Origin of the sequence: Bacteroides sp. 2201st1_D9_2201SCRN_220225, assembly GCF_040928965.1 — a bacterium.
Classification (GTDB): domain Bacteria; phylum Bacteroidota; class Bacteroidia; order Bacteroidales; family Bacteroidaceae; genus Bacteroides; species Bacteroides stercoris.
The window spans coordinates 70733-84683 of the sequence record NZ_JBCODG010000006.1; the positions used below are offsets into that span (position 1 = coordinate 70733).

General features: G+C 51.5%; 14 protein-coding genes. 2 read left to right on the forward strand and 12 right to left on the reverse strand.

Going from position 1 to position 13951, the window contains the following annotated elements; translation table 11 throughout:
• Nucleotides 1-10 precede the first annotated feature (10 nt).
• The 6 genes from AB5903_RS03150 to AB5903_RS03175 are packed head-to-tail and all read right to left on the reverse strand — an operon-like array spanning nucleotide 11 to nucleotide 7904.
• Nucleotides 11-1351: an MATE family efflux transporter gene (locus AB5903_RS03150; RefSeq protein ID WP_149923540.1), complete on the reverse strand. Its 1341-nt coding sequence runs from the start codon at nucleotides 1349-1351 to the stop codon at nucleotides 11-13.
• Nucleotides 1352-1367: 16 nt separating this feature from the next.
• Nucleotides 1368-2741 carry an efflux transporter outer membrane subunit gene (locus AB5903_RS03155; protein ID WP_149923539.1) on the reverse strand — a complete coding sequence of 458 codons (1374 nt, stop codon included), beginning with the start codon at nucleotides 2739-2741 and terminating at the stop codon, nucleotides 1368-1370.
• Nucleotides 2742-2757: 16 nt separating this feature from the next.
• Nucleotides 2758-2988, reverse strand: a complete 231-nt coding sequence (locus AB5903_RS03160) for a winged helix-turn-helix domain-containing protein (protein ID WP_149927850.1) — start codon at nucleotides 2986-2988, stop codon at nucleotides 2758-2760.
• Nucleotides 2989-3021: 33 nt separating this feature from the next.
• On the reverse strand, nucleotides 3022-6150 hold the full coding sequence (locus AB5903_RS03165) for an efflux RND transporter permease subunit (protein WP_149923537.1): 3129 nt from the start codon (nucleotides 6148-6150) through the stop codon (nucleotides 3022-3024).
• Between the two features lie 16 nt (nucleotides 6151-6166).
• Nucleotides 6167-7303 carry an efflux RND transporter periplasmic adaptor subunit gene (locus tag AB5903_RS03170; protein ID WP_149923536.1) on the reverse strand — a complete coding sequence of 379 codons (1137 nt, stop codon included), beginning with the start codon at nucleotides 7301-7303 and terminating at the stop codon, nucleotides 6167-6169.
• Nucleotides 7278-7904: a TetR/AcrR family transcriptional regulator gene (locus AB5903_RS03175; RefSeq protein WP_162487390.1), complete on the reverse strand. Its 627-nt coding sequence runs from the start codon at nucleotides 7902-7904 to the stop codon at nucleotides 7278-7280. The genes AB5903_RS03170 and AB5903_RS03175 overlap by 26 nt, the downstream gene beginning before the upstream one ends.
• Before the next feature lie 251 nt (nucleotides 7905-8155).
• Between AB5903_RS03175 and AB5903_RS03180 the strand changes: the two genes are divergently transcribed.
• Nucleotides 8156-9052 (forward strand): AraC family transcriptional regulator, encoded by an 897-nt coding sequence (locus AB5903_RS03180; protein WP_149923534.1) that lies wholly within the window; start codon nucleotides 8156-8158, stop codon nucleotides 9050-9052.
• Nucleotides 9053-9288: 236 nt separating this feature from the next.
• Here AB5903_RS03180 and AB5903_RS03185 read toward each other — a convergent pair whose 3' ends face one another.
• From AB5903_RS03185 to AB5903_RS03200, 4 genes are all read right to left on the reverse strand, one after another.
• Nucleotides 9289-9603 (reverse strand): hypothetical protein, encoded by a 315-nt coding sequence (locus AB5903_RS03185; RefSeq protein WP_149923533.1) that lies wholly within the window; start codon nucleotides 9601-9603, stop codon nucleotides 9289-9291.
• 469 nt (nucleotides 9604-10072) lie between these two features.
• Nucleotides 10073-10762 (reverse strand): hypothetical protein, encoded by a 690-nt coding sequence (locus AB5903_RS03190; protein WP_149923531.1) that lies wholly within the window; start codon nucleotides 10760-10762, stop codon nucleotides 10073-10075.
• A 426-nt stretch (nucleotides 10763-11188) separates the two neighbouring features.
• Nucleotides 11189-11716, reverse strand: a complete 528-nt coding sequence (locus AB5903_RS03195) for a hypothetical protein (RefSeq protein WP_149923530.1) — start codon at nucleotides 11714-11716, stop codon at nucleotides 11189-11191.
• A gap of 379 nt (nucleotides 11717-12095) precedes the next feature.
• Nucleotides 12096-12479, reverse strand: coding sequence for a single-stranded DNA-binding protein (locus AB5903_RS03200; protein WP_149923528.1), 384 nt, complete (start codon nucleotides 12477-12479; stop codon nucleotides 12096-12098).
• Between the two features lie 214 nt (nucleotides 12480-12693).
• Here AB5903_RS03200 and AB5903_RS03205 point away from each other — a divergent pair, with 214 nt between their 5' ends.
• Nucleotides 12694-12888 carry a hypothetical protein gene (locus tag AB5903_RS03205; RefSeq protein WP_149923527.1) on the forward strand — a complete coding sequence of 65 codons (195 nt, stop codon included), beginning with the start codon at nucleotides 12694-12696 and terminating at the stop codon, nucleotides 12886-12888.
• 324 nt (nucleotides 12889-13212) lie between these two features.
• Here the strand turns inward: AB5903_RS03205 and AB5903_RS03210 are convergent, their stop codons facing one another.
• Nucleotides 13213-13446, reverse strand: a complete 234-nt coding sequence (locus AB5903_RS03210; RefSeq protein WP_149923526.1) for a fructan hydrolase — start codon at nucleotides 13444-13446, stop codon at nucleotides 13213-13215.
• A gap of 36 nt (nucleotides 13447-13482) precedes the next feature.
• Nucleotides 13483-13770, reverse strand: a complete 288-nt coding sequence (locus AB5903_RS03215) for an LPD11 domain-containing protein (RefSeq protein ID WP_149923525.1) — start codon at nucleotides 13768-13770, stop codon at nucleotides 13483-13485.
• Nucleotides 13771-13951 lie beyond the last annotated feature (181 nt).

Below are 13951 nucleotides of genomic sequence, written 5' to 3' on the forward strand. Positions count from 1 at the left end.
TATTATTAAATTAAACAACCGTCTCTTTCATTCTCTTCTTCGTCCGCAGGAACAGGCAGACCGCCAGCAAAAGGGAGAGGACGTCCGCCACGGGCTGTGCCGCCACCGCCCCGCCCAACCGGAAGAGCCGGTCGAACAGCAGCAGGCACGGAATGAAGATGATGCCTTGCCGGCTGATGGAAAGCAGGAACGAGTACCCGGCCGCACCGACAGCCTGCAAAGCATTGATATAGATAAATAACACACCCATCACCGGACCGGACAGCAACAGGGTCCGGACGAACGGGACGCCGTATTCCCTGATACTTTCCGAGTCGATGAAACAGGCGACTAACGAATCGGAGAACCATCCGCACAGCAAGGTAAGCGAGATTCCCATCCCCAGTCCGGCCAGCAGGGACAACCGCATGACTGCCTTGAAGCGGTCCCAACGCCGGGCGCCGTAGCAATAGCCCAATAGCGGCTGTATGCCCTGCCCCAGTCCGAGCTGCACGAGGACGACCATCATGATGACCTTCGAGGCGACTCCCATAGCGGCGACCACCCTGTCGCCGTAGGAGACCAGACAGACATTCAGAATGATGGTCGAGACACTCATCATGATGCAGTTCAGCGAGGCGGGAATGCCGATGGCAAATACCGGAGCCGCCGTTTCCGCTTTCAGGTTGAAGCGGGACAGGGATATGGTCAGGCCGGAACGTTTGCCTGTCAGCAGGAGAACGTAATATGCGGTGGCTACCGTATAACCGATGACCGTGGCCCATGCCGCGCCGGCAATGCCGTAATCGAGCCACAGTATGAACACAGGGTCGAGCACGATGTTCAGCACGGTACCGATCAGCACCCCGTTCATGGCCTCTTTCGACTTTCCCTCGGCCCGGACGATGTTGCTGAAAGCCGTGGAGACGATGACGAAGGGGGCGCTCCACGCCACACACGACAGGTAAGTCCGCGCATAGCCTTCCGTGTTCCCGCTCGCCCCTATCCACTGTAAGATATAGTCCATGCCCGACAGAAAGACGAGGATACAGAGAATGCCCGTGAAAACAGACATCCAGAAACAGAAGGAACCGACCGTGCGGGCGAAATCGTCTCTCCCTTCCCCGAAGGCACGGGAGATGACGGACGTGCCGCCTATGCCGTAGAGTGTCCCGATGGCCATGAAGAGCAGGAACACGGGGGTGGCCAGCGACACGGCGGCCACCTGCATCTCGTCTCCCGTCTGCCCGATAAAGAAGGTGTCGGCCACATTGTAAATCAACGTGACGAGCATACTCAGGACGGCGGGAACCGCGTTCACCAGCACCGCTTTCGCTACCGGCATGTCTTCAAAGGCCTGTTTCGTATCCATATCTTTTTATCTTTTGTTACTTGATTCCGCCACCCAGGGCATGGTAAAGGCTGATTACGCCCTGAATCTCCTCGTACTTGTCCGACACCTCCGTCAGCTGTGCCTGCAGGAGCGTCTGCTGGGCGGTCAGCACTTCCAGATAGTTCGTGTTGCCGTGCTCCATCAGCAGCTGCGTGCTGCGTACAGCCGTCTCCAGCGTCTCCACTTTCCGGCTGTCCAGTTCCAGACTTTTCCGCGCCGTCTGCCACTGCGTCAGGGCGTTGTTCACCTCCGCCCCGGCGTCCAGCAGCTTCTGCCGGAAAGCGACCAGCGCTTCCTGCTGCTGTGCCTTGGCGATCTTCAGGTTGGCCACGTTACGCCCCCGGTTGAAGAGCGGCTGTACCAGCGAGCCGACCGCATTGAGCAGCCAGTCGCCCGGATTGACGATACCCGTCCCCGAACTGTTGGTCCATCCCGCCGAGCCGCTCAGCGTAATCTGGGGATAGAATGACGAGCGGGCCTTGTTGGTGGCATAAAACGCTTCGGCCAGCTGCCATTCCGCCTGCCGCACGTCGGGACGCCTGCCAAGCAGCTGCACGGGAACCCCGACGGACAATTCTTCCGGAAATGAAAGTTCCAGCAGCCGGCCCCGCTCGATCTCTGTCGGCACAATGCCCAGCAGCGTCGAGAAGGAGTTCTCCAGTTCGTGCAACTGCCTTTCCAGAGAGAGGACGGAGGATTCGGCTTCCAGCCGGCTCGCTTCCGCCTGTGCCACGGCTGCGTCGTCCCTTTCCCCTGCACGTTTCAAGGCTTTCATGGCACGCACGTTCTCCCCCCACTTGCGTGCCGTCTCACGGGTGATGGCCAGTTTCCTGTCCAATGCGAGAAGCGAGTAGTAGGTTTCGGCTATGGTCGCCACCAGCTGTGTCTGCACGGCCTGCTCGTAGGCACGGCTTGCTTCCAGTGCCGCACGGCTTCCCTTCTTCGCGTTACGCAGCCCGCCGAATGCGTCGATTTCCCATTCGGCCGTACCCCCTAATGAATAGGTCTTCGACGGCTTTGCCCCGCCGAAGCTGCCCAGCGAGCCTTGCGGCGTCAGCGAGACGGAAGGCAGGAAAGCCAGCCGGGAGGCTTGCAGCGAGGCTTGCGCCTCTTCCGTGAGAAGCCGGGCCGTCTGAATGTCGCTGTTCTTTTCCAATCCCACCTCTATCCATTTTACCAGCAAGGAATCGGTAAAGAGTTCCCGCCATGAGAGGTCGGCCAGCGAGGAGGTGTCCTGCATGGCCTCCGGCACGTCGCGGTAAAGGCTGTCCACCGGAAGCGATTCCGGACGGTGGTAGTTCGTATATATTCCGCAGCCGCTGAACAGCAACAGGGCCGGCAGAAAGATGATTATCCGTTTATAGTCCATATTTTCTCCATTTTAATCAAAAGTAATAACAGGGGACGGAAACGAAGAAACGCTCCTTTTCTGTCCGGGGATCACGGTCCATTTCTATGGTGTTGTCCCTCACGAGCCAGCCTATCGCTGTGTTCAGTTCCCTGTCGCTAAGGCTCGTGGCGGACTTTAATTCCTCATAGCTCCAATAAGTGTGTTGCCTGGAGGTGAGCAGTTCCCAGACAATGCCGGCATTCCGGCCTATCATGTTCTTGTCCATTTCTATTTCGTTTATAAATTCTTATCCATAGTTTCAATGCTTCCGTTTGGGCATCACCCGCTCTTCTATGCTCTGGAAGACGATAAACAGCACGGGGACGACAAACAGCAGGGCGACCGTCCCGATCAGCATACCGCCGACAGTACCCACACCGAGCGAGATGTTGCCGTTGGCTCCCGCACCGGTGGCCACCACCAGCGGCAGCAGGCCGATAATCATGGTCAGCGCCGTCATCAGGATCGGACGCAGGCGGACGGCGGCAGCCGAAAGGGCCGCCTGTGCGATGCCCATGCCGTGACGGCGGCGTTCCGAGGCGTATTCGGTCAGCAGGATAGCGGTCTTGGCCAGCAGTCCGATGAGCATGATAAGCCCCGTCTGCATGTAGATGTTGTTCTCCACACCGAATATCTTGGCGAACAGGAAACTGCCCGCCAGTCCGAACGGAATGGAAAGCATGACCGCCAAAGGTATGAACAGGCTCTCGTAAAGCGAGCAGAGAATGATATAGACGAAAATGATACAGATGATGAAGATAACCATGATGGACGTGCCTGACGAAGCCTCCTCACGCGAGGTTCCGCCGAACTCGAAGCCATAGCCCGCCGGCAGGGTTTCCCTGGCCACCTCCTGCACGGCCCGTATGGCGTCTCCTGAACTATACCCCGTGGCTGCCGAGGCGTTCACCGAGATGGTGCTGAACAGATTGAAACGGCTCAGGATTTCAGGCCCGTAGGTCTTGGTCAGCGTAACGAACTGCCCGACGGGAGCCATGTCGCCGGAGGAGGCACGCACGTACATGTTGTTGAGCGACTCCGTGTCAAGCCGGTATTCGGGTCTGGCCTGCACCATGACGCGGTATATCTTGGAGAAGCGGTTGACGTTGGAGGCGTAGTTGCCGCCCACATAGCAGGACAGGACATCCAGCACGTCCGAGGGCGATATGCCCGCACGCTTGCAACGTGCGGCGTCCACTTCCACGAGGTATTGGGGGAAGCGGGTGTCGAACGTGGTCACGGCACTCTGTATTTCAGGACGGGCGTTTAAAGCCGCTATAAAATCCTTGGTATAAGAGAACAGCGTCTCGATGTCGCCACCCTTCTGGTCCTGCACGTAGATTTCAAGCCCGTTGGTCATGCCGTAACCCATAATCATGGGGGGTGCGAAGGCGAATATCTGCGCGTTCTTGATGTCGGCAGTCCGGGCCATCACCTGACCGATGACGGCATCCTTGCTGTCCGCTTTTCCTTTACGTTCGTCCCAGTCCTTGAGACGGACAATGAACGTACCTCCCGCGCTGCTCTGTCCGCCGCCCATCATGTTGTATCCGCCTACACGGGCATAGAGGTCTATCTGGGGAATGTCGTTGATGCGCTTTTCCACTTCCTCCAGAATGCTTTTGGTCTCGGCCAGCGTGCTGCCCGGAGCGGTAGTGATGGACACGAACACCGTACCGGTGTCTTCATCAGGGATCAGTCCCGTCTTGGTGGTCCGGATAAGCACGAACAGCAGTACGCAGGCTGCCGCCAGGGCTACCCCTACCATCCATTTGCGGCGGAAGAAGTATTTCACGGCCGTCTTGTATTTATTCACCATCCGGCCGAAAGCCGTGTCGAAAGCGATATGGAAACGGGACGAGAAACTCAGTTTCTTCCCTTCCTCCGCCTGCATGTGCGGTGTCATGATAAGGGCGCACAATGCCGGGCTGAGTGTCAGGGCGTTTACAGCGGAGATACCTACGGCCACGGCCATCGTAAGACCGAACTGGGTGTAGAACGTACCCGTGGTACCACCCATGAAACTGACCGGAATGAACACCGCCATGAACACCAGCGTCGTGGTGATGATGGCTGCGGTGATACCGCCCATCGCGTCCACGGTGGCCTCGTATGGGGACTTGTAGCCTTCATCGAACTTCGCCTGTACGGCTTCCACCACCACGATGGAGTCGTCCACCACCGTTCCGATAACCAGCACCAGTGCGAAAAGCGTCAGCAGGTTGATACTGAAACCCGCCACATAGAGGAAGGCGAACGTGCCGACGAGCGAGACGAAGATACCCACCAGCGGGATAAAAGTGGAACGCACGCTCTGCAGGAACACGTACACCACGATAATGACTAAGATAATCGCCTCAATGAGCGTCTTGATAACGTTCTTGATGGAGGCGTCGAGGAAGGACTTCACGCTCATCATGTTCTCCAGCACCAGACCTTCGGGCAGGTCCGCCCGTATCTCGTCCACCACCCCGTTGATTTCCTCGATAATCTCGTTGGCGTTGGAACCGGCCGTCTGCATCACCATGAACGTGGCGCCGGGATAACCGGACACGCCGCCGCTGAAATTGTAGGACGTGGTGCCCAGCTCGATGTCGGCCACATCCTTCAGGCGCAGGGTGTTTCCGCCTTCGGTAGTCCGGATAACCATTTCCCCGAATTCCTCGCCCGTTTCGTAGCGCCCCCTGTACTTCAAGGTATATTGGAACGTGTTCTCCGAGTCCTCGCCCAGCGTACCGGTGGACGCCTCGATATTCTGCTCGCCCAGCACGGTAATGATGTCCGACGGTACAAGGCCGTACTGCGCCATCACGTCGGGTTTCAGCCAGATACGCATGGCATAGTCATTGCCCATCACCATGACCTCGCCCACACCGGAGATGCGCTGGATACGCGGCACGACGTTTATCTTGAGATAGTTGGCAAGGAATTTCTCGTCATAGTCGCCGTTGGTGCAGTAAAGCGACATGAGCTGCAACTGGCTGTTCTGCCGTTTCTGCGCCGTGACTCCGATTTTGGTTACTTCACTGGGGAGCGTGCCCTGCGCCTTGGTCACACGGTTCTGCACGTTGACGGCGGCCATGTCCGGGTCGGTTCCCTGCTTGAAATAGACGTTGATGCTGCCGCTGCCGGTATTGGTGGCCGAGGAGGTCATGTACATCATGTTCTCCACGCCGTTGATCTCTTCCTCCAGCGGCACGATAACCGCTTTCTGCACGGTTGCCGCGCTGGCTCCGGTGTAGGTGGCGGACACCTGCACGGTCGGAGGAGCTATATCGGGGTATTGCTCCATCGGAAGGTTGACAAGCCCGATGATTCCCAGCATGAGTATCAGTGCCGAGATACATGCCGCCAGAATGGGACGGTCTATGAACAGTTTCGGTTTCATTCCATCTCCTCCTTTCTTACTGTGCGGCGGCATCGCCGGCATCCGCGGTTATTTGATTCACAGAAACACCGTCACGCAGCAGTCCCGCCCCTTCGGCGATAATCACGTCGCCCGTTTCCAGACCGGATTCCACGATATACTCCTTCCCGTCGTTGATGCCGAACACCGTAATCTGTGCGGATTTGGTTTTCCCGTCCACGACCTTGTAGACGAACACCTTGTCCTGCAATTCGTATGTGGCGGTCTGGGGAATGACGATGCAGCCTTTTTTCTCGTAGGGGAACCGTATATTCCCCGTGCCGCCGCTGCGCAGGATACGCTCCGGATTCGGGAAGACCGCCCGCAACGTGACAGCACCCGTCGAGGTGTCTATAATACCGCTGATGGCGTCAATACGGCCTTTTTCCGGATATTCGCTCCCGTCGCTCAACCATAGCCCGACCTGGGGCATTGTTTCCAAGGCGTTCGTCAGAGAACCGTTCTGACGCGAGAGGGAGAGTATCTGCTTCTCCGTCATGGAGAAATAGACATACATCTCCCCGTTGTCCGAGACGGAAATCAGGGGCGAGGAGATGGAAGGACTGACCAGCGCACCGATACGGTAGGAACTCATGCCGGCAGTGCCGTCCACCGGACTTTTGATTTCCGTGTAGGAAAGGTTGTTCTGCGCGTTGGTCAACTCCGCGCGGGCCTGTGCCAGGGAGGCTTTCGCAGACCGGAGCGAGTTACGTGCCGTTTGCAAGTCGAACTGGGAAACCACGTTCTCCTTGAAGAGTTCCTCCTTGCTGTCGGCCGTCATCTGCGCCGTGGCGACATTCGCCTCCGCCGTCTCCACATTGGCCATAGCAGTTTCCAAAGCTGCCTTGTACGGTATCTGGTCAATCACAAACAAGGTTTGTCCTTTTTTCACGGCAGCCCCCTCGTTGACGCGGACTTCGGTTATCAGCCCCGAAATCTGCGGGTAAATCCCCACGTCCTGTTTCCCCTGAATGGTCGCCGAGAAACTGGAGTACAGGGTCCTGTCCGAAAGGGTTACATTCAGGGTCTTGTAATCGCCGCCGTCCGGCCGGCCCTGCTGCTCTTTGCAAGAAACGGCAAGGGTCAAGATACTTGTCAGTATCAAACTGTTAAACAAATTTGTCTTCATTTTCATATTGGATTTCTACTAAAACATTATTCAGTCGCTCTCTTCCCTCGCCGGTGCAGATACCCGCCAGATAGGTAAGAATGGCGTTGGTGTAAATTTCCGCCTGCCTGTTCTCGTCACCGTCTCCGGAAGGCACCGTGAGCAAGGTTTTCTCAAAAAACTGGAAGGCAAATTCAAAATTGCTTTCCGGCTGTATCAGCCTCATTCTTTTAGCCTCCTCGAAGTGTCCGTAGCACATTTTGCACAGCGGGGTGCGGTACTCCTCCTCGAATAGCACGAGGGCATCAGGGTATTTCGGAATATCCTTCCGGAAAGCCGGATAGAACATTCTGGAGAAAGCGTATGCACCGTAATTCATGCAAACAATCGCCTCTATGGGACCGGCCGAATCGCACCGCCCCTCAATCCGCCTCCTGCTCGTTTCCAACCGGAATGTTACACACGCCTTCAAAAGGTCGCGCTTGCTTGGAAACGACTGGTAAAGCGTCCGTTTGGAGATGTGCAGGATTTCCGATATGAAATTCATGGAGGTATTCTTTATACCATATTTCAGGAAACACTCTGCGGCTGCTCCAATGATTCTTCTTCTTAACATATTGTTATTCATAATCATATATCTTTTTTGCAAAAATCGCAGTATTCCGTGGAAACTCTATTGTTCTACACAAGCCAAAATTTGTCATATTAAAACCAAATTCCTGTATTCAAAAATAATTATTTGTTATTTAGAACCTAAAATTGTCAATATGAAACCTAATCTCATAAAAGAAATAAAAATGCAGGTTCAAAGGGAGTTAGGACTTGCATTTTGTATTTATATTTGTTCCGCTATTGTTTATTTAATCTGTATATTATAAAATGGAAGCGATAAATTTCATGGATTTCGGACGGAAAAACAGGAACTGCTATACAAGTGAGGGGTTCGTGCTTTGGGAGATAACCGGCAATGAGAGCGGGATACCGGTCTTCCTGAAAGGGGACGGTACCAATATGATCGTGCATGTTCTCGTGTTGGCCGGAGAGATAAAAATGGGCAGGGAGGACAGGCTATATCTGTTGACGAAAAATTGTTTTGCCAATTTTATAGATTGCTCTTCACTGGTCATACAGGATATATCCGAAGATGCCCGGGCGTATGTGATGCTCTTTACCGCTCCGTTCATCACTTCCCTGCTGAAGAACACTCCGCCTTTCCCGCCTTCGTATGTATTGAAAGTAAAGGTGTGGCCCGTGTCCGTCATGTTTTCCGGAACCATAGAAACCCTTTTGAAAAGGGTGGAAAGCATGGTGGAGATTTTCAAGGACAATACCCATCATTTCCAGGCAGAAATGTTAAGGTGTACGCTGTGGATGTTCATGATGGACATGGCAAACGAGCATATCCGGCAGGAAATCGAGAGAGGAGAGTATGCGGAGACAGGCCGTAAGAATGTCCTGTTCAAACAGTTCATAAGACTTCTGCTCACCCATATACATGAAGAGCATTCCGTCGGTTGGTATGCCTCGCAGCTGTGTGTAACGCCCCAGTATCTGAACCGCACAGTAAAAAGCATATCACAAAAAACGGTTTATGAGCACATTTGCACTACGCTGACCGGGGCTGTCATAGAACAGCTGGAAAACACGGAACATCCCGTATCGCAGATTGCGGAGGATTTTCATTTTCCGGATTTGGCCACGATGACCAAGTTTTTCAAGAGGCAGACCGGAAAAACACCCACCAAATACAGACGGGAACACACCTTGTCATTGTGAAAGGATAGTAAAAAGGGAAAAAACGAGGCATAGAAGGGGGCATGATGTGTCGGAAAACGACTGTACGATGGTTGCACAAGATAGCAAATACCGCAACTGTATTTCGTGAACGGTTGCGGTATTTGTGTGTGTATGTCGTGCGCTATAAAAGGAAGACTTACCAAAGAGTAGCCGACAAAAGCCGGCTCTCTATGCTTTCCGCATACTCCAACGGGAACAAACTTGGATATATACATTTAATCCGTCACCTCCCAATAATAGCTTAACTCGTTCTCTTTAAGATTCTCCTTTGCGTATTGGTCGGCTTGTTCCCAAAGAGTATTGTAAAGTGCCGCCATATCCGGTCTGTTTTCATAGTATTGCCATATCTTATGGTTAAGTACCAATGTCAGTTCCGTCAAGAACTTGTAGTCCTCTTTCCACTCCTTGAAAGCCCTGTTGAAAGTGTCCAGAATAGCCGTCAACCCAAATCTGTCCGCTATTGAGAAATCTTCCCAAAAGGTTGTTTGTAACTCGTAACCGTTCTCTTGCATAAATTCTCTAAATGTCATACGCTCCAAATTTTAAAATTGATTATTTTTTTGTTTTTCCCTTTGGTACAATCCTGTACCGAAAGGTTGATTATTTTTCTGCCTACAGGATTGACGGTCGGTCCGGACAAGAAGGCTGCGAAAAATACACTCTCCAACAAAGTCGGAGAGGAAGATTTTTCGACAGCAAGCGTAAGCGGTTCTTGACAGGACAGACAAGCGGCAATCAAACTTTGCAGAAAAAATAAGCGGGCTTTCGGCATGGAGTGTTGGGAAACGGTCGTAAGGAGGATAAAACGGGGAAGCTAAAATGTTATAAAAGGATTGCTTTCCGGTTGGATAATCACGGTACAAAGGGGAACGGACCGCATTTCGATAAAAGGGAAAGAGCTATGAAGATATAAAGGGGCAATCCCGGCAAAAAAATTCAGGACACATCCATTGTCAATGTATCCTGAACCCACATAAGGTCGTCATCCGTACCGAATGTTTAAGAAACCCACTTGTAACCTTCGTCCGTCAGTTCAAAATATTCATCCATTCCCGGTTTCACAAAAAACATGATTTCAAAGGCTTCGTTGCTTCCACCTTCGGGTATCGTCATGTTGATTTCTCCATTGCGGGCTGTTCCTCTTCCCGTATTGAAACCTAAGTCTTCGTCCGCATAGGCGTAATGAAATTCCACATCCGGAAATATCGCGGAAAGTTTTTGGATAAGCTGTGGCACGCCATTCCATGCCGTATCAAACCAAAGTATGTTCGGCTCTTCAAAATTCTGGTGATAGGCATTCCATTTTGTACCCCATGTGGCGATAGACCACTCGTACCAAGTGGGATAACCGTATTTTTTCCGGTTTTCCAGATACGATGCTCCAAGCTGTAACGCTTCTTTTCTGTCCTTTTCCGCCAATCCTTCCATCCATTGAATGGTTCTCAAAGCATCATCGTCCAATAAAAAATAGAATGGCTTCAGCTGCATTGCTTTAAGATATTTCATACCCAAATCTCCACTGCTATTTTTTTCTATCAACAGTTCTTCAGGCATAGGAATGATGTTGTTGAAGTCAATGTAACAAGGCGTATTGTCATCATCGGTTTTACCTTTTAAGAAATTCATTACTTTTTGTACTGTTTCCCGGTCTGCGTTTATTTCTAAACGGTTTGTCACATGATTAGGCATAATCTTAGTTTTTTGAAATTGTTAATACTTATTTTCCCTTTTGTCGGTTCTTTCTTCCTGAACCGCTTTGGGGTTTTACGGATGCGGTACACGGCTGTCGGGAAAACTTCATACGGTGGCTTTCCTTGGAAAATTACTCTTACCCCGGTAAGGAAGAATTTTGCAAGAAATGCACTTCAAGCCACCGGATCAAGTGCGACGGCCTACCTTTGCATCTGGTAAAACCAAACCGGTGATGGAAAGAAGAAAAGACGGGAGATATACGAAAGACCGGGGGCGGTATAAAAGGCGGATATTACTCCGTGAGTAGTGATAAAAAAGGAATGAAACTGATTATAAAAGGCGACGGTTCTGTGTCTCGGCCATTCGATAAAGGATACCGCAACCATCTCTGGCAGATGCGTTGCGGTATTTTGTGGGCAGCATTTATGCGGCCTTGTCCGGCTTGCGCTGCCTTGTTTTCCAGCCGTACACGGCGGCTACATACGGATAGAGGGAACGTGTTCTCCGGCGGAAACCTTCTTCGTCGATTTCACGGTTGTAAATCTTATCGGCGATACGCTCCGCTTCATCACGGTCTTTGGCGATACGATACAAGGTGTAGTTCGTACCGTCATGATGGCCCATCCGTCCGCGAATGTTATAGCCGTCGCCGTACCATTCTGCATCGTCGCACTGGGATTTCAAAATATCGGCGATGTTGCTGCCCAATATTTGATAGCCTTGTCTCCGGCCGTTCCATAATCCCAAGTTGCCGAACACGACAATAATGCCGTCCACTTCTTTATTCAGGTTGCTCCGTTCGTCGTCCAGCCAGCGATATACTTCTTCTGTCCATTCTTCATCGCTGACCTCGTAACAGTCATCGTCCAATATTTCCCGTTGGGAATCTTGATAGTATTCTTTTGCCGTTTCGTCCAACAAGTCTTGGCTTGACCAAATCATCTGTTTCATACGTTTTGAATTTTAAGTTTGACTTTTGTTTTTTATCCCTGCCTTCGGAGGGTTTCCCTCGTCCGGCGGGATTTGATTTTACGTGCGGACCACAAGGCGGACAGAAGGGAAACAAGGCAAGGAGGAAGCGGATAGTCCTGTGGACGATTTCATTTGTGTTGAACAAGTATTGACGAGCTTGCGAGTTGATGGTTGTTAACCTCAAATGAAGCCGCGCCTTGCCGGTTCCCGACCGCCTTAACTTTGCACGGGAAAATCAATGGACGACGGCGGACTTTTCGTGTGGAGTATGAAGAAGTATAAAAGTGTAGACGCTCCGGAACGGTAACAAGTAAAACAAAAGCGGCTTGAAAGCCGCTTTGTCCCAATAAGGCAGGAATTACTTCTTGCCCTTTTTAGGTTTCTTTGCCGGTTCCGCAGGAACTTCCTCCTCTTTCTCGACAGCCGGATAAAATTTGACTGCAACCGTCACGATGCGGTTGTGCAGCACACCGTCCTTGTCGGTCCATTCTTCGGGTTTGAAGTAGCCCTCCACGGTAAGCAGCGTGCCTTTGGTAAGCTGATCGAACGACCCGGTATTCTCGTTTTTGCGCCACGCTTCAATGTTCATGAAAGCGGATATACGCTTGGTATCTTCGCCGTTCTTCTCCTGACGGGCCACTGCCAGCGGGAAACGTGCGACACTTGTGGTGGTGAACTGACGGACTTCGGCATCTTTTGCCACGAATCCGGTTACTGCGAAATTGTTCTCGATCTTTTTCATTGCGATTGCTTTTTGAAGTTAATAAATCAGTTTTACGGTGCGTAAAAAGTAGGTGCAGTAAAGGGCTGCACCAAGGATAGCGCATAAATACTCTTTATTTTGGAGGCGAAGCCCCAAACCGCAGGCCCGATAAAGGAAGATTTGTGCGATACGCCATTGGTCAAGACCACCAGGTCGCGCCCGTCTGCATACTAACTTTGCAACGAAAAACGATATGGCGACTTCAAATATAAAGCGGTCGCGAAAAAGTCGAGGCAAAACAATCCGCAGCGGGTTCGGAAACATGAAAGACCTGTCCGTCCACCGACACAAGACCGCTCTCATTCCGGCAGGTGGGCGGGAAGAACATCAGGCGAGAAAGAGTATCGGCTGTTTGGGGTTGAAGCGGCAAGAACGATATGCCGTTTAACAACCATATACGCTGCATCGTGGGAAATACTATCGGACAAAGATCCGCCAAAAGGCGCGTGCGTCGTATAGATGTCTCTGTCTCTATCCGGCAAGAGAAATGAGGGAATGAAGAGGTAAAGGAAAAATGGCCGGAGTCTGCCTTGAAACAAAGCGGAGAAGCCGCCTTTGCATGAGTGGCCGTTCGATATAAAAGGATATGGCGCAGCCGAAAGGTATAAAGGGGTATTTCCGAAGGAAACGGTATGAGTGTCTGTTCGGAAATAAAAGAGGGTATAGCACCGGTATATCTGTCTTAGCCGGTGTAAACGGGCTGAAACTGATACTACAGCCCGTTACTGTATTTACCTTTTTCTGTTTCGGTCTGTAATTCTACCGGCTCGTCATCCCATGTCAGTTCTTTGCCGAGAAGTTTGTAAACAGTCCCTTTGGGGAGTTCTATCTCAATTGGTACGTTGTACACTTCTTCCAGATACTCCCAATGCCCACACCAGCCCCGAACGGGCTTTTCGGGCACAATCCATTCTGTTCCGTCTTTATTTACTGCCAACCATGCCATAATATCACATTTTTAGTCTGTTCCTTAGTAGTAATTTTATTCTTCTTGAGCTATCATTCTCTTACTGTATTCCAAAATTTTATCCATTGTAAGCCACTCCGGTTTTTCTCCCTCTTTGAAACTCTCATGCAGTTTTATCATAAACTCAATTTGTAATTTTTCATCGCCAGCCCACAAGGATTTGGGATGTCTGTTACCGTAATTAAGGTAATACTCGCAGTCTGACCGTAAGCGGTCTAACAATTGGTATCTGAAAACCGAATCCCTGTGTATTACTTCGTCTACCGTTACTCTTCCATTTGAGTTTGTTACATCGTTTGCCATAATCTATAAAATCTTGAGTTTTCTTTTTCCCCTCTTGTAGCACCTGCTACTTTCGGGCCTGATTTAATTATGTCGCCTCGAAAGGTGTCATGGCTCTTTATGCAAGGTTTCACGATTAAATACTACCCGTGCGAAGCGGAGGGTGGAGATTTTGTCGTGAACCGTTAGGCTTTGACCTTGC